The sequence below is a fragment of the Xanthomonas sp. NCPPB 1128 genome (assembly GCF_001043115.1).
GTDB lineage: Bacteria > Pseudomonadota > Gammaproteobacteria > Xanthomonadales > Xanthomonadaceae > Xanthomonas_A.
The window spans coordinates 49,854-73,130 of record NZ_LFME01000023.1; the positions used below are offsets into that span (position 1 = coordinate 49,854).

At 69.1% G+C, this 23,277-nt stretch carries 16 protein-coding genes and 1 pseudogene; 7 read left to right on the forward strand and 10 right to left on the reverse strand.

Annotated features, from left to right (window positions below; genetic code table 11):
* The first annotated feature begins 25 nt into the window (after window positions 1-25).
* From hrcA to ACP93_RS14500, 6 genes and pseudogenes are all read left to right on the forward strand, one after another.
* Complete coding sequence (gene hrcA / locus ACP93_RS14475) at window positions 26-1,084, forward strand: heat-inducible transcriptional repressor HrcA (protein WP_048491377.1); 1,059 nt, start codon at window positions 26-28, stop codon at window positions 1,082-1,084.
* A 164-nt stretch (window positions 1,085-1,248) separates the two neighbouring features.
* Window positions 1,249-1,770, forward strand: a complete 522-nt coding sequence (gene grpE, locus ACP93_RS14480; RefSeq protein ID WP_048491378.1) for a nucleotide exchange factor GrpE — start codon at window positions 1,249-1,251, stop codon at window positions 1,768-1,770.
* 146 nt (window positions 1,771-1,916) lie between these two features.
* Window positions 1,917-3,839 (forward strand): annotated as a pseudogene (gene dnaK, locus ACP93_RS14485) (molecular chaperone DnaK); the annotation flags it as partial.
* A 165-nt stretch (window positions 3,840-4,004) separates the two neighbouring features.
* Window positions 4,005-5,135: a molecular chaperone DnaJ gene (gene dnaJ / locus ACP93_RS14490; RefSeq protein WP_048491379.1), complete on the forward strand. Its 1,131-nt coding sequence runs from the start codon at window positions 4,005-4,007 to the stop codon at window positions 5,133-5,135.
* A 443-nt stretch (window positions 5,136-5,578) separates the two neighbouring features.
* A complete protein-coding gene (pdxY, locus tag ACP93_RS14495) occupies window positions 5,579-6,499 on the forward strand; it encodes a pyridoxal kinase (protein ID WP_048491380.1) in 921 nt (306 codons plus the stop codon).
* Window positions 6,496-7,608: a prephenate dehydrogenase gene (locus tag ACP93_RS14500; protein ID WP_048491381.1), complete on the forward strand. Its 1,113-nt coding sequence runs from the start codon at window positions 6,496-6,498 to the stop codon at window positions 7,606-7,608. The genes pdxY and ACP93_RS14500 overlap by 4 nt, the downstream gene beginning before the upstream one ends.
* A 329-nt stretch (window positions 7,609-7,937) precedes the next feature.
* On the opposite strand, the gene ACP93_RS14505 is transcribed toward ACP93_RS14500, so the two are convergent.
* The 5 genes from ACP93_RS14505 to ACP93_RS14525 form a co-directional block, all read right to left on the reverse strand.
* The gene (locus ACP93_RS14505; RefSeq protein WP_048491382.1) at window positions 7,938-8,150 is read right to left on the reverse strand and encodes a hypothetical protein; all 213 of its coding nucleotides are present in this window, start codon (window positions 8,148-8,150) and stop codon (window positions 7,938-7,940) included.
* Window positions 8,151-8,268: 118 nt separating this feature from the next.
* Window positions 8,269-10,035 (reverse strand): ABC transporter transmembrane domain-containing protein, encoded by a 1,767-nt coding sequence (locus ACP93_RS14510; RefSeq protein ID WP_048491383.1) that lies wholly within the window; start codon window positions 10,033-10,035, stop codon window positions 8,269-8,271.
* Complete coding sequence (locus ACP93_RS14515) at window positions 10,032-10,625, reverse strand: IMPACT family protein (protein WP_053069767.1); 594 nt, start codon at window positions 10,623-10,625, stop codon at window positions 10,032-10,034. Before ACP93_RS14515 ends, ACP93_RS14510 begins: the two co-directional genes overlap by 4 nt.
* A 62-nt stretch (window positions 10,626-10,687) precedes the next feature.
* Window positions 10,688-11,836: a hypothetical protein gene (locus ACP93_RS22015; protein ID WP_048491385.1), complete on the reverse strand. Its 1,149-nt coding sequence runs from the start codon at window positions 11,834-11,836 to the stop codon at window positions 10,688-10,690.
* Window positions 11,833-12,387 carry an RNA polymerase sigma factor gene (locus ACP93_RS14525; RefSeq protein WP_048491386.1) on the reverse strand — a complete coding sequence of 185 codons (555 nt, stop codon included), beginning with the start codon at window positions 12,385-12,387 and terminating at the stop codon, window positions 11,833-11,835. Before ACP93_RS14525 ends, ACP93_RS22015 begins: the two co-directional genes overlap by 4 nt.
* 217 nt (window positions 12,388-12,604) lie before the next feature.
* On the opposite strand from ACP93_RS14525, the gene ACP93_RS14530 reads away from it, so the two are divergent.
* Entirely contained in the window at window positions 12,605-15,490 is a 2,886-nt protein-coding gene (locus ACP93_RS14530) for a bifunctional diguanylate cyclase/phosphodiesterase (RefSeq protein ID WP_048491387.1), read from the forward strand.
* Between the two features lie 288 nt (window positions 15,491-15,778).
* Here the strand turns inward: ACP93_RS14530 and ACP93_RS14535 are convergent, their stop codons facing one another.
* The 5 genes from ACP93_RS14535 to ACP93_RS14555 all read right to left on the reverse strand — a co-directional run bounded on the left by ACP93_RS14535 (window position 15,779) and on the right by ACP93_RS14555 (window position 23,271).
* The gene (locus ACP93_RS14535) at window positions 15,779-16,372 is read right to left on the reverse strand and encodes an LOG family protein (RefSeq protein ID WP_048491388.1); all 594 of its coding nucleotides are present in this window, start codon (window positions 16,370-16,372) and stop codon (window positions 15,779-15,781) included.
* 144 nt (window positions 16,373-16,516) lie between these two features.
* Window positions 16,517-17,953: a dihydrolipoyl dehydrogenase gene (lpdA, locus tag ACP93_RS14540; protein WP_048491389.1), complete on the reverse strand. Its 1,437-nt coding sequence runs from the start codon at window positions 17,951-17,953 to the stop codon at window positions 16,517-16,519.
* Between the two features lie 146 nt (window positions 17,954-18,099).
* Window positions 18,100-19,314, reverse strand: a complete 1,215-nt coding sequence (gene sucB, locus ACP93_RS14545) for a dihydrolipoyllysine-residue succinyltransferase (protein ID WP_048491390.1) — start codon at window positions 19,312-19,314, stop codon at window positions 18,100-18,102.
* Between the two features lie 47 nt (window positions 19,315-19,361).
* On the reverse strand, window positions 19,362-22,187 hold the full coding sequence (locus tag ACP93_RS14550) for a 2-oxoglutarate dehydrogenase E1 component (RefSeq protein ID WP_048491391.1): 2,826 nt from the start codon (window positions 22,185-22,187) through the stop codon (window positions 19,362-19,364).
* A gap of 184 nt (window positions 22,188-22,371) precedes the next feature.
* Window positions 22,372-23,271: a GNAT family N-acetyltransferase gene (locus ACP93_RS14555; RefSeq protein ID WP_048491392.1), complete on the reverse strand. Its 900-nt coding sequence runs from the start codon at window positions 23,269-23,271 to the stop codon at window positions 22,372-22,374.
* Between the last annotated feature and the right edge of the window lie 6 nt (window positions 23,272-23,277).

The window sequence follows — 23,277 nt, forward strand, 5'->3', positions numbered from 1 at the left end:
ATGGTCAGTCTCACGGGTTGATTCCATGCGCGCTTCCCCGGTCCATTCCAGCCTCGATCCGCGTGCCCGGCAACTGCTGCGCACGCTGATCTCGCGCTACATCCGCGACGGCGAGCCGGTCGGCTCGCAGACCCTGGCCCGGCATGCCGGGCTGGACGTGAGCCCGGCGACGATCCGCAACATCCTCGCCGACCTGGAGGACGCCGGCCTGCTCAGCTCGCCGCACACCTCGGCCGGGCGCGTGCCCACCGCCACCGGCTACCGGGTGTTCGTCGACAGCCTGGTGCAGATGCGCCCGCCGGCCGAGGGCGAGGTGGCGCGGCTGCGCGCGGAGATGGCCAACGCCGCCGGCACCCAGGCGCTGCTGGGCAGCGCCTCGGAACTGCTGTCGGCCATGACCCACTTCGTCGGCGTGGTCAGCGCGCCCAAGCGCGAGCAGTTCGCGTTCCGGCACATCGACTTCGTGCCGCTGGACGCGCGGCGGGTGCTGGCGATCCTGGTGTTCGCCGACAACGAGGTGCAGAACCGGGTCATCGAGCCGCGCAAGGCCTACGAGCCGGCCGAACTGGAGCAGGTGGCCAATTATCTGAACCGGCATTTCGCCGGGCGCGCGCTGGCCGACATCCGCGCCAGCCTGCTGCGCGACCTGCGCCACGCCCGCGACGAGATGGAACAGTTGCTGGCGCACAGCGTTGAGCTGGCCGAGCAGGCGCTGGCGCCGGCCGGCGACGACATGGTGCTGGCCGGGCAGACCAAGCTGATGGGCGTGCAGGACCTGTCGGACCTGGAGCGGCTGCGCGAACTGTTCGAGGTCTTCGCCAGCAAGCGCGAGATCCTGCAACTGCTCGAGCGCACCATCCGCGCGCCCGGCGTGCGCATCTTCATCGGCGAGGAAACCGGCATGGTGCCGCTGGAGAGCGTGTCGCTGGTGACCGCCCCGTACATGGCCGGCGGCCAGGTGCTGGGCGTACTCGGGGTGATCGGCCCCAAGCGCATGGACTACGACCGGGTCATCCCCCTGGTGCAGACCGCCGCCGACGTCCTCGGCGCCCGCCTGGACCCATCTCCGCCGGGCGACCGCTGAGCGCACGCAGCGCTGGTCGAAGCGCCGCCGTCTCATCGGCCAGCAGGCCATCCAGCCGCGCCCGGGCGAATCCCCAATCCCCTATCCCGGCTCACTTGAATCCGCCCGCACCGCCCACATAGGTGGTCCGGTAAGGCGGGACGCACCCCGCCAGGGACCCGGACATGACGCAAGAACACCCCGAATTCGATTCCGAACACCTGACCGAGGCGCAGCAGCCCTCGACCGATCCGTTGCAGGCGGAAGTGGAGACGCTGCGCAGCGAGCTGGCCCTGGTCAAGGCCGACGCCCTGCGCGAGCGGGCCGACCTGGAGAACCAGCGCAAGCGCATCGCCCGCGACGTGGAGCAGGCGCGCAAGTTCGCCAACGAGCGCCTGCTCGGCGACCTGTTGCCGGTGTTCGACAGTCTGGACGCGGGGCTGACCGCCGCCGGCAGCGAGCCCAGCCCGCTGCGCGACGGCCTGGAGCTGACCTACAAGCAGCTGCTCAAGGTCGCCGCCGACAACGGCCTGACCCTGCTCGACCCGACCGGCGAGCCGTTCAACCCGGAGCACCACCAGGCGATCAGCCAGGCCGACGCCGAGGGCGTCCCCCCGGGCCACGTGATCCAGGTGTTCCAGAAGGGCTACCTGCTCAACGACCGCCTGCTGCGGCCCGCCCTGGTGGTGGTGGCCAAGCACGACTGAGCCGGACCGGGCGCACGCGCCTGAACCCGGCGCGGCGGCAGTGGAACGCTAATTTGCGGCGATGGCTTGAATGACCCGCAGCCATCCCTATATCCGAACCAGATCCCGGCACTGGCCGGCTACACGACCTTTCAGGAGTCATTGCAATGGGCAAGATCATCGGCATCGACCTGGGCACGACCAATTCGTGCGTGGCGATCATGGACGGCGGCAAGGCCCGCGTCATCGAGAATTCCGAGGGTGACCGCACCACGCCTTCGATCGTCGCCTACACCAAGGACGGCGAAGTGCTGGTGGGCGCCTCGGCCAAGCGCCAGGCCGTCACCAACCCCAAGAACACCTTCTACGCGGTCAAGCGCCTGATCGGCCGCAAGTTCACCGACGCCGAAGTGCAGAAGGACATCGGCCTGGTGCCGTACGGCATCGTCCAGCACGACAACGGCGACGCCTGGGTGGCCACCGCCGACGGGCGCAAGCTGGCCTCGCAGGAAATCTCCGCGCAGGTGCTGGAGAAGATGAAGAAGACCGCCGAGGCGTTCCTGGGCGAGACCGTCACCGAGGCGGTCATCACCGTGCCGGCGTACTTCAACGACAGCCAGCGCCAGGCGACCAAGGACGCCGGCCGCATCGCCGGCCTGGACGTCAAGCGCATCATCAACGAGCCGACCGCCGCGGCGCTGGCCTACGGCCTGGACAAGGGCCAGGGCGGCGACCGCAAGATCGCGGTGTACGACCTGGGCGGCGGCACCTTCGACGTGTCGATCATCGAGATCGCCAACGTCGACGGCGAGAAGCAGTTCGAAGTGCTGGCCACCAACGGCGACACCTTCCTGGGCGGCGAAGACTTCGACAAGCGCGTCATCGACTACCTGGTGGAAGAGTTCAACAAGGACCAGGGCATCGACCTGCGCAAGGATCCGCTGGCGCTGCAGCGCCTGAAGGACGCCGCCGAGCGCGCCAAGATCGAGCTGTCGTCCTCGCAGCAGACCGAAGTCAACCTGCCGTACGTCACCGCCGACGCGTCGGGCCCGAAGCACCTCAACATCAAGCTGACCCGGGCCAAGCTCGAGGCACTGGTGGAGGACCTGGTCAAGCGCACCATCGATCCGTGCCGCACCGCGCTGAACGACGCCGGCCTGCGCGCCAGCGACATCACCGAGGTGATCCGGGTCGGTGGCCAGACCCGCATGCCGAAGGTGCAGCAGGCGGTGGCCGAGTTCTTCGGCAAGGAGCCGCGCAAGGACGTCAACCCCGACGAGGCCGTGGCGCTGGGCGCCGCGATCCAGGGCGGCGTGCTGGCCGGCGACGTCAAGGACGTGCTGCTGCTCGACGTGACCCCGTTGAGCCTGGGCATCGAGACCCTGGGCGGCGTGTTCACCAAGATCATCGAGAAGAACACCACCATCCCGACCAAGGCCTCGCAGGTGTTCTCCACCGCCGAGGACAACCAGTCGGCGGTGACCGTGCACGTGCTGCAGGGCGAGCGCGAACAGGCCCGCTACAACAAGTCGCTGGCCAAGTTCGACCTGTCCGGCATCGAGCCGGCCCCGCGCGGCCTGCCGCAGGTGGAGGTGTCCTTCGACATCGACGCCAACGGCATCCTGCACGTGTCGGCCAAGGACAAGAAGACCAACAAGGAACAGAAGGTCGAGATCAAGGCCGGTTCCGGCCTGTCGGACGACGAGATCCAGCGGATGGTCGCCGACGCGGAAGCCAACCGCGAGGAAGACAAGAAGTTCCACGAGCTGGTGCAGGCGCGCAACCAGGCCGACGGCCTGATCCACGCCACCCGCAGCGCGATCACCGAGCACGGCAGCAAGGTCGGTGGCGATGTCATCGGCAAGGTCGAGTCGGCGCTGGCGGATCTGGAAACCGCGATGAAGGGCGACGACAAGGGCCAGATCGAGGCCAAGACCAAGGCGCTGGAAGAGGCCGGTCAGTCGCTGTACGCCGCCGCGGCGGCGGGCGAGCAGCAGCCGGGCGGCAACGCCGGCGGCGCGCACGCGTCCTCGGCCCAGTCCGACGACGTGGTCGACGCCGAGTTCACCGAGGTCAAGGACGACAAGAAGGGAGCCGGGATTGGGGATTTGGGATTGGGGATTCGCAAAGGCCTTGTCCTGGTGGGTTCCCGCTCCCGATCCCTGTCCATGCAGTGCTTGCAAAAGCGGAAGAGCCCCGGCTCTCCGCTTTTGCCTTGAACGAATCCCGACTCTCGAATCTCGAATCCCCGCCCCATGAGCAAACGCGACTATTACGAAGTGCTGGGTGTGGCCCGCACCGCCAGCGACGACGAGCTGAAGAAGGCCTATCGCCGTTGTGCGATGAAGTACCACCCGGACCGCAATCCCGGCGACCAAGCCGCCGAGGCCGCGTTCAAGGAGTGCAAGGAAGCCTATGAGGTGCTCTCCGACGGCAACCGCCGGCGCATGTACGACGCGCACGGCCACGCCGCGTTCGAGCACGGCATGGGCGGGATGGGCGGCGGCCCCGGTGGCCCGGACATGGGCGACATCTTCGGCGACATCTTCGGCAACATCTTCGGTGGGGCCGGCGGTGGCGGACGTGCGCCGCGACGTGGCGCCGACATCGGCTACGTGCTGGAGCTGGACCTGGAAGAAGCGGTGGCCGGCATCGAGCGCCGCATCGAGATTCCGACCCTGAGCGAATGCGAGCACTGCCACGGCAGCGGCTCGGAGGACGGCAAGGTCGAGACCTGCGGCACCTGCCATGGTCGCGGCCAGGTGCGCATCCAGCGCGGCATCTTCGCCATGCAGCAGACCTGCCCGCATTGCGCCGGCCGCGGCCAGACCGTGCAGAACCCGTGCGGCCAGTGCCACGGCGCCGGGCGCGTGGAAGAGACCAAGGTGCTGTCGGTGAAGATCCCCGCCGGCGTCGACAACGGCGACCGCATCCGCCTGTCGGGTGAGGGCGAAGCCGGTCCGGCCGGTACCCCGCCGGGCGATCTGTACGTGGAAGTGCGGGTGCGCGAGCATGCGATCTTCCAGCGCGACGGCGACGACCTGCACTGCGAAGTGCCGATCCGCATCTCGCAGGCGGCGCTGGGTGACACGGTGCGCGTGGCCACCCTGGGCGGCGAGGCGGAGATCCGTATTCCGGCCGAGACCCAGACCGGCAAGCTGTTCCGCCTGCGCGGCAAGGGCGTGCGCTCGGTGCGCAGCCGCAGCGAAGGCGATCTGTACTGCCGGGTGGTGGTGGAAACGCCGATCAACCTCACTGCCGACCAGCGCAAGCTGCTGGAACAGTTCGAGTCCACCTTCACCGGCGAGGACGCGCGCAAGCATTCGCCGAAGTCGGCCACCTTCATCGATGGCGTGAAGGGGTTCTGGGACCGGATGACGTCGTAAGGCCGGGATGATCAGCCATTCGGCTGCTGAAAAGCCTGGGATTTGGGATTCGGGATGACAGCCTGCGGCTGTTGAAAGCCGGGATGACCAGCTGAAAGGCAGGATTCGGGATCTGCCAAGTGTTCCTGGCCGCTGCTGGGCTTTTTGTGGGAGGGGCTTCAGCCCCGACGCTTTGCTGTCAAAAGTGTCACGGCTGAAGCCGCTCCTGCAGCGGAATGTTGTGCTGGAATGTTTCGCCCGCTGAGTGCAGCGGATATATCAAGATTTTCGATTCCGGATGCGTGGACGTCCTTCCGCATCCTGGCTCCCTGTTGTAGGAGCGGCTTCAGCCGCGACGCTTTCTCGTCGGAGCGTCGCAGCTGAGGCCGTTGTTGCTGAAAGCCGTGCAACACGTCTATATGCGCGCATCCCGAGCGCACGGGTGCCAGCGCTACACTACGGCGATGAACGCTCCCGCCGATAGCTCCGCCGCTAGTCATCTCATCCATGGCCGCCGCCAGCGCCCCGATGGGCCGGTGCCGGTCGACGTCATCTCCGTGCAGTCGCAACTCGTCTACGGCCACGCCGGCAACAGCGCGGCGGTGCCGCCGTTGCGTGCGCTGGGCCTGCGCGTGGCGGAGATCCCGACCACGCTGCTGAGCAATGCGCCGTTCTACGCCACCTTGCGCGGCAAGGTGCTGCCGTCGGACTGGTTCGCCGACCTGCTGCTCGGCGCCAGCGAACGCGGCCTGCCGCAACGCGCGCGCATGCTGGTGTCCGGCTACTTCGGCAGCGTCGGCAACGGTGCCGCGTTCGCCGACTGGCTCGACACCACGCTGCCGCAGTGCCCGACGCTGCGCTACTGCCTGGACCCGGTGATCGGCGATACGCATACCGGCCCTTATGTGGAACCGGGCCTGGAAGCGATCTTCGCGCAGCGCCTGTTGCCGCACGCGTGGCTGGTGACGCCGAATGCGTTCGAACTCGGCCGCCTGACCGGCATGCCGGCGCTGGCCCAGGACGAGGCGATCGCCGCGGCGCGCGTGTTGCTGGCGCGCGGACCGCAGTGGGTGCTTGCCCACAGCGTCGGCGGCGATGCCGGGCAACTGGTGACGCTGGCGGTGAGCCGCGAGGCGGTCTACCGCTGGTGCTCGCCACTGCTGCCGGTGGACGTGGCCGGCACTGGCGATGTGCTGATGGCGCTGCTGGTGGCCTTCCTGCTGCGCGGCGACGGTTTCGAAGCGGCGATCGGCCGTGCCATCGCCGGCGTGCACGCGGCGCTGGAGGCGACCCTGGCCGCGGATGTGGAAGAGCTGGACGTGTTGGCGGCGGCGCCGGCCGCACTGGCGACGCCGCTGCGTTTCGTCGCCGAGCGTCTGGCGTGAGCCTGCGCCCGGTCGTCGGCATCGTTGGCAGCGCCGGCGCGTATGGCCGCTGGCTGAGCCGCTTCTTTCGCGAGCGCATGCAACTGGACGTGATCGGCCACGATCCGGCCGATCCGCAGTCGCTGGCGCCGGAAGCGCTGCTGCAGCAGGCGCAGGTGCTGATCTTCTCCGCCCCGATCCGGCACACGCCGGCGCTGATCGGCGAGTACGCGCAGCGCGCCGGCGGCCGCGAACGCGGCCAATTGTGGCTGGACGTCACCTCGGTCAAGGCCGCACCGGTGGCGGCGATGCTGGCCTCGCAGGCGGAAGTGGCCGGCCTGCATCCGATGACCGCACCGCCGAAGTCGCCCACGCTCAAGGGCCGCGTGCTGGTGGTGTGCGAGGCGCGGGTGACGCAGTGGCAGCCCTGGCTGCAGCAGCTGTACGCGGCGCTGGAAGGCGAGTGCGTGCGCAGCACGCCCGAGCACCACGACCGGGTGATGGCGCTGGTGCAGGCGATGGTCCACGCCACCCACCTGGCCCAGGCGGGTGTGCTGCGCGAACATGCGCCGGCGCTGGGGCCGTTGCAGGCCTTGCTGCCGTACCGTTCGGCCTCGTTCGAGCTGGATACCGCGATCATTGCGCGCATCCTGGCGTTGAATCCCGCGATCTACGAAGACATCCAGTTCGGCAATCCGCACGTCGGCGACGTACTCGATGGACTGATCGTGCAGTTGTCGCGGCTACGCGCGCAGGTCGCCCGCGGCGACGATGCGGCACGCGCGCAGTTCCGTGCCGAGTTCCTCGACGCCAACCTGCAGGCGCTGGGCGAGGCGGCGATCGCCCAGGGCAACTATAGCTACGAGCGGGTAGGGTATTTGCTGGCCGATCTGACCGAGCAGATGACGCTTAGCGTGTATCTGCCCGAGGACCGCGCCGGTTCGCTGCGCGCGCTGTTGCACGTGTTCGAGCGCCATGGCGTCAACCTGGCCTCGATTCATTCCTCGCGCACGCAGGCGGGCGAATTGCATTTCCGGCTCGGCTTCGATCCGGCCAGTGATGCCATGGCCGTGCGCAGCGCGGCGGCGGAGATCGATGCCAGTGGGATCGGGCGCGTGTTGGCGGGCTGACGTCTGGGGTCGTTCGCGGCTTGCGTGATCGCGAGTACGAGCGGTCGCGGCTAAAGCCGCTCCTACGACGGCCGTTGCGTGCTTTTGTAGGAGCGGCTTTAGCCGCGACCGCGCAACACGCGAGACGCGTTGAGGGGAATCACCAACACCTGCTCGCAATTCATCCACAGCGCATGTGGATGGTCACTGCGCAAACGTGTGGATAACTGTCGGCGCGCCTTGCGCGGCAAGCGTGTCAAGCGGTGTGGCGAAAAATTCACCAGAGTATCGCCAGTGCCCCGAACGCCAGTGGTGATGACGGGGCACGGCGACACCTCGTAGTCGCGACGCTAGACCGCGGTCAAGGTCAACTCGCCACCGGTGGTGACGAACTGCTGGCCGCGACGGATCAGCTTGCGGCCATCGGCCAGTTCGTAGCGCAGCCCGCTGTCGGCGTGCGCATCGTGCTGTGCCTGCTGCTGGCGCGGCGCGTCGTCCTGGAACTCGGTGATCAGATAGGCCTCGCCGTCGGGACCGAGGGCAGGCAATTGGCGAAAGGACATCGGGAGCCTCCTGTCGAACGCTGCATCGAATGCGGGACGCCTCAGCCGCGGTCGCGATACGCGCGGACCGCAGCAGACGCGGCTCGACCGTAGTCCCGCCGCCGTTAGCGCGGCGTGCTCAGTCGATGAACTGCAGGCGAGCGAGTTCGGCGTACAACCCGTCCTGCGCCAGCAGCTCGGCGTGGGTGCCCTGGGCGACGATGCGGCCGTGGTCCATCACCACGATGCGGTCGGCCTTGAGCACGGTCGCCAGGCGGTGCGCGATCACCAGCGTGGTACGTCCCGCCATCAGCCGCTCCAGTGCATGCTGCACGGCGTTTTCGCTTTGCGCGTCCAGGGCGCTGGTGGCCTCGTCCAGCAACAGGATCGGCGCGTCCTTGAGCAGGGCGCGGGCGATGGCGATGCGTTGCTGCTGGCCGCCGGACAGCCGTGCGCCGCGCTCGCCCAGTTCGCTGGCGTAGCCGTCGGGCAGCTGCCGCAGGAACGTATCGGCTTCGGCGGCGCGCGCGGCGGCCTCGACCTCGGCCTCGCTGGCCTCGAGCCGCCCGTAGCGGATGTTGTCGGCGGCGCTGGCGGCGAACAGGGTCGGGTGCTGCGGCACCAGCCCGATCGCCGCGCGCAACTGCGACGGGTCCAGCGTGCGCAGATCGAGGCCGTCCACCTGCACGCTGCCCGATTGCGGATCGTGGAAGCGCATCAGCAGCGCCAGCACCGTGCTCTTGCCGGCGCCGGAGGGGCCGACCAGGGCCACGCTCTCGCCTGGCCGCACGTGCAGATCGAAGCCATCCAGCGCCGGGTGATCGGGGCGCTGCGGATAACGGAAGCTGACGTTGTCGAAGCGCACCTCGCCGCGCAGTGGCTGCGGCAGCGCAAGCGGTTGCGCCGGCGCGACCACTTCGGGGCGTTCCTGGAACAGTTCGGCGATGCGGCCCATGCCGCCGGCCGCGCGCTGCAGGTCGTTCCAGACCTCGGCCAGCGAGGCGACCGAGCCGCCGCCGAACATCGCGTACAGCACGAACTGGCCGAGCGCGCCGGCGCTGAGTTGGCCGGCGGCCACCTCGTGCGCGCCCGACCACAGCACCAGCACGATCGCGCCGAAGATCAGCACGATCGCCGCAGCGGTGATCAGCGCCTGTGCACCGACCCGGCGCCGTGCCACTGCCACGGTCTGCGCCAGCGCTTCGCCGAAGCGGCCGCGTTCGTAGCCTTCGCGCGCGTAGGCCTGCACCGTGCGCACCGCGCCCAGGGTTTCGGCGGCCAGGGTGTTGGCGTCGGCGACGCGGTCCTGGCTGGCGCGCGAAATCTTCTGCAGGCGCCGCGCACCGAGCACGATCGGCAGCACCGCTACGGGGATGCCGAGCAGGGTGTAGGCGGCCAGGTGCGGGCTGGTCACGCACAGCATCACCACGCTGCCGACCGCGGTGACCGTGCTGCGCAGTGCCACCGACATGGTGCTGCCGATCACGCCACGCAGCAGTTCGCTATCGGCCGACAGGCGCGAGACCAGCTCGCCGCTGCGGTTGCGGTCGTGGAAGCCGGCATGCAGGCCGATCAGGTGCGTGTATAGGCGCTCGCGCAGGTCGGCGACCACCTTCTCGCCGAGCAGCGACACGAAATAGAAGCGCGTGGCCGTGGCCACCGCCAGCACCAATGCGACCGCGAACAGCAGGGCGAAGGACTGGTTGATGCGGCTGACGTCGCTGAAGCCGTGGTCGATCATCTGCCGCACCGCCACCGGCAGGCTCAGCGTCGCGCTGGAGGAGACCGCCAGCGCCACCAACCAGGCGACGAGCAGGCCGCGCCGGCGACGCACGAACGGCCACAGGGTGCGCAGGCTGCCGAGTCTGCGCAGCGACTTGGCCTGATCGGCCGACGGGGTGTTCATGCGGGGGCGGGTTCCGAACAGCGGACCCGATTGCGAGTGGCGTCGCGCAGGCGGGTTTTCAAGGCGTCCACGCGATCGCTGGGCAGGCGCAGGCGCAATTCGGCGCCGCCGGCATCGAAGCGTTCATCGAGTTTTTCCGCGGCGCAGGCGCTCAGTGCGGCATGCACCGCGCCCAGGTCGTCGAAGCCGCAGTGCAGGGTCAGCAGGCTCAACGCCAGCAGCGGTTGCCGCGGCGCCAGTCGCAGGCATTCGGCCGCGCTGCCGCCGTAGGCGCGGACCAGGCCGCCGGCGCCGAGCTTGATGCCGCCATACCAGCGCGTGACCACCACCACCACGCGGTCGAAGCCCTGGCCGTCGATTGCGGCCAGGATCGGCCGGCCGGCGGTGCCGGCGGGCTCGCCGTCGTCGCTGGAGCGGTACTCGTCGCCATGGCGGTAGGCCCAGCAATTGTGGGTGGCGTCGGCCACCGTCACCTGTTGCAGGAACGCCAGCGCCGCGCCGGCGTCGGCGATCGGTGCGGCATGCGCCAGGAAGCGGCTGTGCTTGATCTCCACGCTGTGGCTGACGGGGTGCGGGAGCGTATCGGGCATCGGCGGCATTGTAGACGAGGCGCGACGTCGGCCTGTTGCGCCGGCGCCGGGGGCCGCGCGGCTCAGTCCTGCAGCAGCGTGCGCAGGTCGGCGGGCAGCGCGCGGTGCGGATGCGTGCGCTGGAAGCGCAGCAGGCTGGCGCGGGCGGCGTCCAGTTCGCCCTCGTCGCGGCGCTCGCGGATCCGCTGCAGCCAGCGCCGCGGCGGCAAGCGCGCATCGGCCTCCACTGCGACCTCCACCTCGGCCGTCACGGCACCGGTGGCGGGCATGGGTTCCGGCGTTGCGGCTGCGGGCGCTGCAGGCGACGTCGAAGGGCGCAGCGAGAGCGCCTCCGACGCCTCGGCCGTAGCGGCCTGCGCGCGCGTGGAGGTCGCCGGTTTGGCCCGGTGGGCGTTGTCGGTAGGGGCGCTGCGCGCCCAGGTGTCCTGCGCCGTCGTCGCACGCGCCGGTGCGCGCAAGGCCATCGCGGCCGGTGCGGCTTGCTGTTCCGTGGCCGGTTCGGGAGACGGCTCGCTGCTGTCGGCCGCGATGGCCGGCGGTGGCGGGGCCGGCGTTGCAGCGGGCGCAACCATGGGCGGTGGCACAGGAGGGGCAAGGCGCTTCGTGGGCACCGGCTTGGACGCCTGCGGCTGCGGCACACGCTCCAGCAGTGGTGCGGCAGGCGCTTCCGCTGCCATGCGCGCCGAGGCCGCAGGGGCGGGCACTGCGGTCTCGGCGACTGCCGGCGCGGCGCTGGCCTGCGCCTGCTCCGCGGAAGCGGGTGCCGGCGATGCGACGGGCGCAGGCATGGCGTCGCTGTCGGGAGCGGTTGCCGGGGCTGGCGCTGTCGCCGGTGCCGGTGTGGAGGGCGCCGGCGGACGTCCGCGCCAGGCAATGCCGGCCACCAGCACCAGCGAGGCGGCCACGCCGAGCCAGGTCGGCCAGCGTGACCGCGACGCCGCCGCCGGGGCGGCGCGCGCTGCAGGAGCGTCGGCCGTCGCTTTCGCTTCAGCAGGGGGGGGCGGCGGCATCGCTGTGGCGGCCTGCGCCCGCGCCCGCTCCGCGGCGCTGCTGGGATACTCCGGAACCTCGGCGGCACCCGGCGCGACCGCCGCGCGCGCGGCGGCCAGGATCGCCGCGTCCAGCGCCGGCGGCGGCAGTGCCTGCCGGCCCAGGCGCAGACGCTCGGCCAGCGCGCGCTCTTCCGGGGTCAGCGGTTCGTCGGCGCTCATCCGCCCAGCCTCGCGCGCAGTTTGTCCATCGCATAGCGCAGCCGCGACTTGACCGTCTCGCGGCCGACGCCGGTGATCTGCCCGATCTCGTCCAGGCTCAATTCCTGCTCCAGGCGCAGCAGCAGCACGTCGCGTTGCTCCTCGGGAAGCGCATCCAGGGCCAGTTGCAGCTGGCGCCGTTGTTCGAAGGCGGACAATTGCCGCTCCGGGGTATCGGGGTCCTGCACGCGGGCGGTGCGCAGGTCGGCGTCGGCCGGTGCCGGCGGTCGATGCCTGGCAGCGCGCCAGTGGTCGCCGAGCCGATTGTGGGCGATGCGCAGCAGCCAGGTGGTGAACGCGGCCTGCGGCTGCCAGTCCAGGCGCGCGGCGATCACCCGCTGCCACACGTCCTGGAACAGTTCTTCGGCCAGCGCACGGTCGCGCAGCTGCCGCAGCAGGTACTGATACAGACGGCCGCGATGGCGCAGGTACAAGGTCTCGAACGCGCGCGCGTCGCCGGCCGCGTAGGCCAGCATCAGGGCTTCGTCGCTCGCTTCGACCGGGGCATCCACGGCGGCAAGCCTAAGCGTTCCCCGGGCCGGCGCATAGTCGGGAAGCGGGGGCCGGGAAGAGGCCGGCAATGGCGGAAGTTCGGACAACATGTGTAGACAAACGCGCATCTCGCCACTTCGGGGTCGAGCGGGCGTCGATCGGTGCATGCAACAGGTATGCTGATGGTGAAGGGCGAGCGTGGAGCAGTTCCGGGGGGCCCTGCAGGAGTTGTCGTCGATGCTGTTCAATTCGTCCACCACCGTCCGCGAAGACGCATCCGGCGGCCATGCGCCCGCCCGCACGGCGCAGGCCTTGTGCGGCCTGCTGCCGCCCGGCAGCGCCGTGGTGATCGGCTGCGGCGACGGCGTGGTCGGGCGCCTCCACGGCGCCAGCGCCGAGGCGCCGGAGTGGCTGCAGGCGCTGGTCGCCCAGACGCTGGCCGCCACCGAGTTGCCGCCGTCGACGACGCCGACGGTGCTGCACGTGCACCGCACCGCCGAGGGTGCCTGCGTGGCCATCGGCGCGCAGGTGAAGCAGCCGCTGGACGCAACGCACCGCGCGGCCTGGTGCGAGGCCGCGGTCGCGTTCGGCCTGAATCTGCTCGACACCGAGCGCATGCGCGCGCGCATCGAGGGCCTGGAAAAATCCAAGCAACTGCAGCAGGCGCTGTACGAGATCGCCGACCTGGCCGGCGCCGATCTGGAAATGAGCCAGATGCTGCAGCGCGTGCACGCCGTGCTCGAATCGCTGATGTATGCGGAGAACTGCTACATCGTCGAGTACGACGAAGACCAGCAGAGCATGCGTTTCCTGTACTTCTCCGACCGCCACGACGACTTCGTCGCCGACCCGGAGCAGACCTACTTCCTGCACGACATGCCGCACAGCCTCACCTTCGCCCTGCTGCGCCATGGTCGCGCGGTGCGCGGGCCGTCGGAACAGGTGCGCGAACGCCTGCAGGTCGGCGACAACGTCGGCCACGGTCCGGAGAGCCGCGACTGGCTGGGCGTGCCGATGCTGCGCGAGGGCCGTGTGTGCGGGGCGATCGTGGTGCAGAACTACGATTACGCGCTGCGCTACACCGACGCCGACCGCGCGCTGCTTGCCTACGTGGCGCAGCACGTGCAGACCGCGATGGACCGGCGCCACGCGCAGGTGCAGCTGGAGCGACGGGTGGACCTGCGCACCCAGGAACTGCAGCGTGCCAACTGCGACCTGCAGGACGAGATCCAGGAGCGCAAGCGCGCCGAGATGCTGCAGCTGGCGCTGTTCCGCATCGCCGAGCTGGCGATCCGCTCGGAGAGCCTGCAGCAGTTCTACACCGAGGTGCACGCCATCGTCGGCGGGCTGATCGACGCTCGCAATCTGTACATCGCCCTGCTGTCCGACGACGACACGATGCTGGAGTTCGTGTATTCGGTGGACGAGTTCACCCCGTACCGCCCGCAACGGCGCCGCGGCCGCGGACTGACCGAGTACGTGATGCGGGTGCGGCGTCCGCAGCTGCTCGAACTGGCCGACATCGACGCCTTGCTGGCGCAGGACGAGGTGCAGGAATACGGCCAGCGTCCCTACAGCTGGCTGGGCGCGCCGCTGTTCGACGAGGGCGAGGTGATCGGCGCGATCGTGGTGCAGAGCTACGTCGCCAAGGTGCGTTTCACCGAGCACGACCAGCGCCTGCTGACCTTCGTCGCGCACAACGTTGGCAGCGGCCTGGCGCGGCAGCGCGCGCAGGAACGGTTGCGACTGGCGCACGCGGAGCTGGAGCAGCGCGTGGAGGAGCGCACCCGCGAGCTGGCCGAGGTCAACGAGCAGTTGCTGGCGCAGATCGCCGAACGCTGGCGCGCCGAGCAGCGCCTGACCCATCAGGCGCTGCACGATGCGCTGACCGGCTTGCCGAACCGCTCGCATCTGCTCGACCGACTCAGCGAGGCGATCGCCCGCGCGCGGGGCGGCGGCAAGACCTTCGCCGTGCTGTTCCTGGATCTGGACCGGTTCAAGCTGGTCAACGACAGCATCGGGCACGCCGCCGGCGACGAGATGCTGGTGCAGGTGGCCAAGCGCATCGTCTCCACGATCCGCGGTCAGGACGTGGTGGCGCGCCTGGGCGGCGACGAGTTCGCGGTGCTGACGCCGTCCGAGCACGGCCTGGATGGTGCACGCGAGCTGGCGCGGCGCCTGCTGCACGTGCTCGGCCAGCCGATGTGGGTGGCCGGCCGCGAGTTGTTCCCGTCCGGGAGCCTGGGCATCGCCGCCTGGCATCCGCGCTACCACAACGGCGAGGAGATGCTGCGCGACGCGGACGCGGCCATGTACCGGGCCAAGGCGCAGACCCAGGATCGCTGCGTGGTGTTCGACGAGGCCATGCGCGAGGCGGCGCTGCGCAGTCTCGATCTGGAGGCCGACCTGCGCCGCGCGATCAACAACCGCGACTTCGAGCCGTTCTACCAGCCGATCGTGCGCCTGCACGATGGCGAGGTGATCGGCCACGAAGCCCTGTTGCGCTGGCGCCACGAGAGCCGCGGGCTGCTGGTGCCGAGCCAGTTCATCGACCTGGGCGAGGAGAGCGGCCTGATCGAGCAGGTGGACTGGCTGTTGTACGCGCAGGTGATCCGGCGCCTGGCGCAGAGCGAGGGCGGCTACGTGTCGGTCAACGTCTCGCCGCGGCACTTCCGTTCGCCCGATTTCACCGAGCGGCTGTTCGGGCTGATCGACACCGCCGGCGCCGATCCGCGCCGCCTGCGCGTGGAAATCACCGAGGTGGCGCTGCTTGACGACGCGCCACGCACCCTGGCCATCCTGCAGGCGCTGCGCGAGCGCGGCGTGTTGGCGCAACTGGACGACTTCGGCACCGGCTTCTCGGCGCTGTCGTATCTGCACCGCTTCCCGATCTCGGTGCTGAAGATCGACCAGAGCTTCGTCGCCGGCCTGCAGGACGAGGGCAACACCGGCAGCCATGCGCTGGTGCGCGGCATCCTCGCCCTGGCCAGCACGCTGGGCATCGAGACGGTGGGTGAGGGCATCGAGACCGAGCAGCAACTGGCGACATTGCGCGAACTGGGTTGCGATTACGGGCAGGGCTATCTGCTCGGGCGTCCGGCGGCTGCGCCGCAGCAGTTCTGAAGCGATCGAATGCGGCGCGCGTCGCCATGTGCGGGGCGCTCGCTGTCGGCACGCGCTCGTTGGCCGCAGCGCGATGCGCCGCGGCGCGTTTGTTCGATTCGCGCCTGCGTCATCCGCAGACGCTGGAGCGACTGAGGGTTTCGCATCGCAGCTTGTCGTGTAGGAGCGGCTTCAGCCGCGACGCGCGTTCCCGGTAAAGCCCCGTCGCGGCTGAAGCCGCTCCTACAAGGCTCTTCCCGTCGTCATGTGAGGTGCCCCAAGCACGACGCCGACACGCTGCCTTTGGTTTCAGCGCAACGCGTTGCGCCGCTTCTCGTCGATCCACTTCGACGCCTGCGCCGGTGTGTACTCGCGCATCCAGCCCAGCATCGTGTCGATGTCGCTGCCGTACCACAGGTCGGCGCGCTGGTCCGGGTGCAGGAAGCGCTCCTCGACCATGCGATCGATCATGCCGATCAGCGGTGCGTAGAACCCTTCCACGTCGAGGAAGGCGCAGGGCTTGTTGCTGATGCCCAACTGGCGCCAGGTCAGCATCTCGAAGATCTCTTCCATGGTGCCGAAGCCGCCGGGCAGGGCGACGAAGGCGTCGGAGAGGTCGAACATGCGCGACTTGCGTTCGTGCATCGAACCGACGATCTCCAGTTCGGTGAGGCCGCGGTGCGCCACCTCCCAGTCGGCCAGTTGCTTGGGAATCACGCCGGTGACCTCGCCGCCGGCGGCCAGCACCGCATTGGCCACGGTGCCCATCAGGCCGACATTGCCGCCGCCGTAGACCAGGCGCAGCCCTTGCTCGGCGATGCGCGTGCCCAGCGCGGTGGCACGCTCGACGTAGGCGGGCTTGTTGCCGGCGTTGGAACCGCAGTAGACGCAGATGCTTTTCATCAGGAATGGGGAGTCGGGAATGGGGAATGGGGAAATCAAAAGCCGAAACGCATAACGCCGGACCTGGGTCCGGCGTTATGCAGTGGGAATGCAGTGCCGGGAATGCGCTTGCGATTCCCGATTCTCCATTCCCGTTTCCCGGCCTTAGTTAGCCTTGTGGATCGCCCGCTTGCTCACCGCCATGGCCGCGTCGTGGATCGCTTCGGACAGGGTGGGGTGGGCGTGGCAGATGCGCGCCAGGTCGTCGGCCGAGCCGTTGAACTCCATGGTCAGCACGCCTTCGTGGACCAGTTCGGAGACGCCGACGCCGACCAGGTGCATGCCCAGGACGCGGTCGGTCTCGGCGTGGGCGATGACCTTGACGAAGCCCGCCGGCTCGCCCATCGCCACCGCACGGCCGATCGCCGCGAACGGGAAGCTGCCGGCCTTGTACGGCACGCCTTCGGCCTTGAGCTGCTGCTCGGTCTTGCCGACCCAGGCGATTTCCGGCTCGGTGTAGATGACCCACGGAATGGTGTCGAAGTTGACGTGGCCGGGCAGGCCGGCGATCAGTTCGGCAACCGCGATGCCTTCCTCGAAGCCCTTGTGCGCCAGCATCGGCCCGCGCACGCAGTCGCCGATCGCCCACACGCCGTCGACGCCGGTGTGGCAGTGCGCATCGACCTCGATCTGGCCGCGCTCGTTGACCTTCACGCCGGTGCCTTCGGCCAGCAGACCCTTGGTGGCGGCGCGGCGGCCGACGGCAACCAGCAGCTTGTCCACGGTCAGGCTCTTCTCGCCTTCGCCATCGGCGTAGGTGACGACCACTTCCTGCTTCTTGCCCTTGCCGGTGATCTCGGTCTTGGAGACCTTGGCGCCGAGCTTGATGTCCAGGCCCTGCTTCTTGAATTCCTTCAGCGCGGTCTTGGCCACTTCGGCATCGGCCAAGGCCAGGAAGTCCGGCAGCGCTTCGAGGATGGTGACCTCGGCGCCCAGGCGCTTCCACACGCTGCCCAGTTCCAGGCCGATCACGCCGGCGCCGATCACCGCCAGGCGCTTGGGCACTTCGGTGAAGTCCAGCGCGCCGACGTTGTCGACGATGGTCTCGCCGTCGAACTTGGCGAACGGCAGTTCGATCGAATCCGAACCGGCGGCCAGGATCACGTTGGTGCCCTTCAGTTCGACTTCGCTGCCGTCGTGCTGCTTGACCTTGACCACGTTGCCCGACTGCAACTCACCGAAGCCGTAGTACGGGGTGATCTTGTTCGCCTTGAACAGCATCGCGATGCCGCCGGTGAACTGCTTGACGATCTTGTCCTTGCGCCCGACCATCGCCGCGACGTCGATCTTGGCATCCTTGAAGCTGATGCCGTGCTCGCCGAACAGGTGGCCCATGTTCCAGAACTGGCGCGAGGAATCCAGCAGCGCCTTGGACGGGATGCAGCCCACGCGCAGGCAGGTGCCGCCGAGCGCCGGCTTGCCGTCCTTGCCCAGCGCCGCGTCGATGCACGCGGTCTTCAGGCCCAACTGGGCGGCGCGGATGGCCGCGTGATAGCCGGCAGGACCGGCACCGATGACGACGACGTCGAATTGTTCGCTCATTTCATTCGCTCACACGGGAATGGGGAGTAGGGAATGGGGAATGGCAAAGGCGCAAGCGCCAGCCCTCTCCCATCCAGGTCCAGGCGGGAATGGAGCGGGGACGGGGCTTGCCCGATTCCCGAATCCCCATTCCCGATTCCCGGCTCTTACAGACCGAACAGCATCCGGCCCGGGTTTTCCAGTTGGTTCTTGATGTCGACCAGGAACTGCACCGAGTCCTTGCCGTCGATGATGCGGTGGTCGTAGGACAGCGCCAGGTACATCATCGGGGCGATCACGACCTGGCCGTTCTCGGCGATCGGACGCTCCTTGATCGCGTGCATGCCCAGGATCGCGCTCTGCGGCGGGTTGATGATCGGGGTCGACAGCAGCGAGCCGAAGGTGCCGCCGTTGGTCACGGTGAAGGTGCCGCCCTGCAGTTCTTCCAGGCTCAGCTTGCCGTCGCGCGCCTTCTTGGCGTAGTCGGCGATGCCCTGTTCGATGTCGGCGAAGGACTGCCGCTCGACGTTGCGCAGCACCGGCGTGACCAGGCCCTTGTCGGTGGACACGGCGATGGAGATGTCGCTGTAGCCGTGATAGATGATGTCGTCGCCGTCGATCGAGGCGTTGACCAGCGGGAAGCGCTGCAGCGCGTTGGCGGCGGCCTTGACGAAGAAGCTCATGAAGCCGAGCTTGATGCCGTGGGCCTTCTGGAACTCGTCCTGCAGCTCCTTGCGCGCGGCCGAGACCTTGGCCAGGTTGACCTCGTTGAAGGTGGTCAGCATCGCGGTCGAATTCTTCGACTGCATCAGGCGCTCGGCGATGCGCTTGCGCACGCGGGTCATCGGCACGCGCTCTTCCGGACGCGCACCGGCGGCCTTGCCGGCGCCGCCGTTCTTGGCGTAGTTGAGGATGTCTTCCTTGGTCACCGCGCCGCGGCGGCCGGTGCCTTCGACCTGCGACGGATCCACGCCCTCGGTGATGGCGCTGAAACGTGCGCCCGGCGGCAGGCTGGAGACGTCGCCGGCGGCCTTCGGCGCATCGGCCTTGACGGCCTTCGGCGCTTCCGCGGCCGCCGCCTTGGGTGCCTCGGCCTTCGGCGCATCGGCGACCTTGGCCTCGGCCGGGGCCGCAGCGGCGGTCGCGCCTTCCTCAATGATCGCCAGCAACTGCGAGCTGGTCACGGTGGCGCCGGCTTCGAACTTGATCTCCTTCAGCACGCCATCGACGGGCGAGGGCACTTCCAGCACGACCTTGTCGGTTTCCAGGTCCACCAGGTTCTCGTCGCGCTTGACCGCGTCGCCGGCCTTCTTGTGCCAGCTGGCGATGGTGGCATCGGATACGGATTCGGGCAGTACCGGAACTTTGACTTCGGTGGCCATTGCAGGGGGCGTCCTAGTGGTGTCTTTTTTGGAATGTGAAAGGGTGTTTATTCAGCGACTTGGTCGTTGAACGGATTCAACAGCGCATCGGCGACCAGCTTCAGCTGCTCTTCCACGTGCTCGGCGAAATGGCCGGCAGCGGGAGACGGCGAACGGGCGCGGCCGGCATAGTGCAGGCTCTGTCCCTCGGCCAGGCAGGCCTGCAGGTGGTGCTTGATCTGGTACCAGGCGCCCTGGTTCTGCGGCTCTTCCTGGCACCAGACCAGGTCGGTGGCATTGCCGTAGCGCTTCAGTTCGGCCGACAGCAGCTCGCGCGGGAACGGGTACAGCTGCTCCACGCGCAGGATGGCGACGTCGTCCTGGCCGCGCTTGGTCTGGTCCTCGAGCAGGTCGTAGTAGACCTTGCCGGAGCAGGCGACCACGCGCTTGACCTTCTTCGGGTCGGCCTTGGCGTCCGGGATCAGGTGCTGGAACTCGCCATCGGCCAGTTCTTCCAGGGTCGACACCGCGAGCTTGTGGCGCAGCAGCGACTTGGGCGTCATCACCACCAGCGGCTTGCGCGTGGACATGCGCATCTGCCGGCGGATCATGTGGAACGCCTGGGCCGGGGTGGTCGGCACGCAGACCAGCATGTTCTCCAGCGCGCACAGCTGCAGGAAGCGCTCCAGACGCGCGGAGCTGTGCTCCGGGCCCTGGCCTTCGTAGCCGTGCGGCAGGAACAGCGCCAGGCCGGTGATGCGGCCCCACTTGGCCTCGCCGGCGGCGATGAACTGGTCGATCACCACCTGCGCGCCGTTGGCGAAGTCGCCGAACTGCGCTTCCCAGATGCACAGCGCATTGGGGTCGGTGGTGGAGTAACCGTACTCGAAGCCCATCACCGCCTCCTCGCTGAGCAGCGAGTCGATCACGGTGGCGTCTTCCGGGTTCTCCACCAGCTGGCGCAGCGGCAGGTAGTAGCTGTCGGTCTTCTGGTCGTGCAGGATCGCGTGGCGGTGGAAGAACGTGCCGCGGCCCGCGTCCTGGCCGACCAGGCGCAGCTTGTGGCCTTCGCCGAGCAGGGTGGCGTAGGCCAGGTTCTCGGCGAAGCCCCAGTCGCCCGGCAGTTCGCCGGCAGCCATCTTCACCCGATCCTCGTAGATCTTGGCCACGCGCGGGTGCAGCTCGACGCCGCCCGGGATGGTGGTGATGAGCTTGGCCAACTGGTCCAGGGTCTTGCGCTTGACCGTGGTGTCGACCTTGTCGGTCAGCTTGCCCGACAGGTACTTGGACCAGTCGATGGCGAATTCGTCGGGCTTGCGGGTCGCCAACTCGGTGGTGTACTCGCCCGAGTCGAGCTTGTTGCGGTAGCCGTCGACCAGCGCCTGGGCCTCGCCGGCCTGCAGCACGCCTTCGCTTTCCAGCCGGGCGGCATACAGCTCGCGGGTGGTCTTGTGCTTGCGGATGGTCTGGTACATCACCGGCTGGGTGGCCGCCGGCTCGTCGGCCTCGTTGTGGCCCCAGCGGCGGTAGCAGACCAGGTCGATGACCACGTCCTTGTTGAACTGCTGGCGGAAGTCGTAGGCCAGGTTGGCCACGAACGCCACCGCGTCCGGATCGTCGCCATTCACATGGAACACCGGCGCGCCGATCATCTTCGCCACGTCGGTGCAGTACAGCGTGGAACGGGCGTCGTCGCGGGCGCTGGTGGTGAAGCCGATCTGGTTGTTGACCACGATGTGCACGGTGCCGCCGACCGCGAAGCCGCGCGCCTGCGACATCTGGAACAGCTCCATGACCACGCCCTGGCCGGCGAACGCGGCGTCGCCGTGGATGATCACCGGCAGCACCGAGGTGCGCGCGGCGTCGCCGTAGCGCTCCTGGCGCGAACGCACGCTGCCGACCACCACGGGGTCGACGATTTCCAAGTGCGAGGGGTTGAACGCCAGCGCCAGGTGCACCGACTTGCCGTCGGCCACCGCCACGTCGGCGGAGAAGCCCATGTGGTACTTCACGTCGCCGGTGTGGGCGCGGTCGTCGTGGGCGTGCTCGAACTTGCCTTCGAACTCGTCGAACAGCTTGCGCGGGTTCTTGCCCAGGGTGTTGACCAGCACGTTGAGGCGGCCGCGGTGGGCCATGCCGACCACGATGTCCTTGACCGCGTCGTTGCCGGCGCGCTGCACCAGCACGTCCATCATCGGGATCAGCGAATCGCCGCCTTCCAGCGAGAAGCGCTTCTGGCCGACGTACTTGGTGTGCAGGTAGCGCTCCAGGCCCTCGGCGGCGGTGATCCGCTCCAGGGTGCGGCGGCGGCTGGCGGCGTCGCCGGCGATGTTGCCGCCCGCGTTCTCCAGGCGCTGGTAGATCCACTGGCGCTGTTCGAACTCGGAGATGTGCATGAACTCGCTGCCGATCGACCCGGTGTAAGTCGCCTTCAGCCGCGCCAGCAGATCGCGCAGTTTCATCCGCGGCTGGCCGCCGAGGCCGCCGGTGCTGAACTCGCTGCCCAGATCGCTTTCCGACAGGCTGTGGAACGGCAGGCCCAGGTCCGGCGGGTTCACCGGCGGGGTCAGGCCCAGCGGATCCAGCCGCGCGCCGAGGTGGCCGCGCGAACGGTAGGCGGTGATCAGGCGGCCGACATGGCGCTCGCGCTCGTCGCCGCTCGGGCCGGTGCCGCTGTTGGCGGCCTGGCGCGCGGCGCTGGCGATGTGGGCGATGACCGCAGAGTGGGGGACGTCACCGGCATCGCGGCCCTGGAAGCCGTCGAAGTAGGTTTTCCACTTGGGATCGATGCTGTCGGGAGAGACCAGATACTGTTCGTACAGGTCTTCGATATAGGCGGCATTGCCGCCGGCGAGTTGCGATGACTGCGCAAACTGCTTGAGTAGATTGTCCACGATGGTGGGGTGCGGTCGCTTTGTTTGGGATGGCTTGCGGTAGGAACCGGCGGACGCGAGGGCCGCGCGGGCGTAATCAAGCGCAAAAATTATACCCCCATGAACCAGCCGGGGTGTGCATTCGGCGTGGTCGAGGCCGATCCCGGTTCATCCGTGGCGCGTGTCGTGGCGCCGCCCGGCCGCCTCACCAGCCCAGCGCGCGCAGTTCGCTGCAGGGCCGGGCGCGCTCCCAGACCCGGTCGAAGGTGATGCGCAACTGCCGCGCGCGGCCGCCGCCGAGCAGGTCGGTCTCGCCGTCGTAACGGTGACCGAGTCCACGGAAGTAGTAGCCGCCGCCCTCGTCGACCAGATAGGCGGTGGCGTCGCTGCGGTCCACCGGATCGCTCACTTCGCGGAACTGGAACACGCTGGGCAGGCGCTGCGCCAGGGCCAGCAAGGGCGCGCCGGCGCGCTGCGGCGCGGCCGCATCGTGCAGCAGCACGCGCACCTGCTTGGCATGCGCGGTGACCGCGAAGCGGCGCACCTGCTCCAGCACGCGGGCATCGTCGAGCAGGCCCGGATCCAGCGCGCGGCTGTGGATCAGCACCTGGCGGCGGGCCTGTGCCAGTACCGCGATGCTGGCGGCGATCGCCATCGCCGCGTCTTCCACCGCCACGGCGCCGTCGAAGCGGCGGCGCAGCGGCACGGCCTCCGCGGCGGCGGCCACGCCACCCGGCGGCGGCAGGAAGCCGTGGCGGGCGCAGAACGCCAGTGCCGCGGCCGGGGCCTGCAGTTCCAATTGCGGCCAGCGCCGACGCTGCGCCGCCTCGACCAGGCCGCGCAGCAGTGCGCTGCCAACGCCGCGCCCGCGCCAGTCCGGCAGCACGATCAGTGCGGCGATCCGCCGGTCCGCGCCGAGCCGGGCCGCGCCCACCGCCTGGCCGTCGTCACTGCGCGCGATCAGGTGCTCGCCCAGCGCGTCCTGCGCTCCGCTCGCGGGGTCGGCCGGGTCCGCGACGGTGCCGGCCGCGGCACGCAGCGCGCGCAGTTCGGTGGCGTCGCGGACGGGGTCGAGCGCAGCGATGCGGAAACCGGGGCCGGGCATCGTCGG

Bases quoted from the DNA above. Each gene is read 5' to 3' on its own strand.
- ACP93_RS14505 (WP_048491382.1), bottom strand. From the start codon at position 8,150: ATGTCCTTTCGCCAATTGCCTGCCCTCGGTCCCGACGGCGAGGCCTAT.
- sucB (WP_048491390.1), bottom strand. From the start codon at position 19,314: ATGGCCACCGAAGTCAAAGTTCCGGTACTGCCCGAATCCGTATCCGAT.
- ACP93_RS14530 (WP_048491387.1), top strand. From the start codon at position 12,605: ATGCTGTTCAATTCGTCCACCACCGTCCGCGAAGACGCATCCGGCGGC.
- lpdA (WP_048491389.1), bottom strand. From the start codon at position 17,953: ATGAGCGAACAATTCGACGTCGTCGTCATCGGTGCCGGTCCTGCCGGC.
- ACP93_RS14515 (WP_053069767.1), bottom strand. From the start codon at position 10,625: ATGCCCGATACGCTCCCGCACCCCGTCAGCCACAGCGTGGAGATCAAG.
- grpE (WP_048491378.1), top strand. From the start codon at position 1,249: ATGACGCAAGAACACCCCGAATTCGATTCCGAACACCTGACCGAGGCG.
- ACP93_RS14535 (WP_048491388.1), bottom strand. From the start codon at position 16,372: ATGAAAAGCATCTGCGTCTACTGCGGTTCCAACGCCGGCAACAAGCCC.
- hrcA (WP_048491377.1), top strand. From the start codon at position 26: ATGCGCGCTTCCCCGGTCCATTCCAGCCTCGATCCGCGTGCCCGGCAA.
- dnaJ (WP_048491379.1), top strand. From the start codon at position 4,005: ATGAGCAAACGCGACTATTACGAAGTGCTGGGTGTGGCCCGCACCGCC.
- ACP93_RS22015 (WP_048491385.1), bottom strand. From the start codon at position 11,836: ATGAGCGCCGACGAACCGCTGACCCCGGAAGAGCGCGCGCTGGCCGAG.
- pdxY (WP_048491380.1), top strand. From the start codon at position 5,579: ATGAACGCTCCCGCCGATAGCTCCGCCGCTAGTCATCTCATCCATGGC.
- ACP93_RS14510 (WP_048491383.1), bottom strand. From the start codon at position 10,035: ATGAACACCCCGTCGGCCGATCAGGCCAAGTCGCTGCGCAGACTCGGC.
- ACP93_RS14555 (WP_048491392.1), bottom strand. From the start codon at position 23,271: ATGCCCGGCCCCGGTTTCCGCATCGCTGCGCTCGACCCCGTCCGCGAC.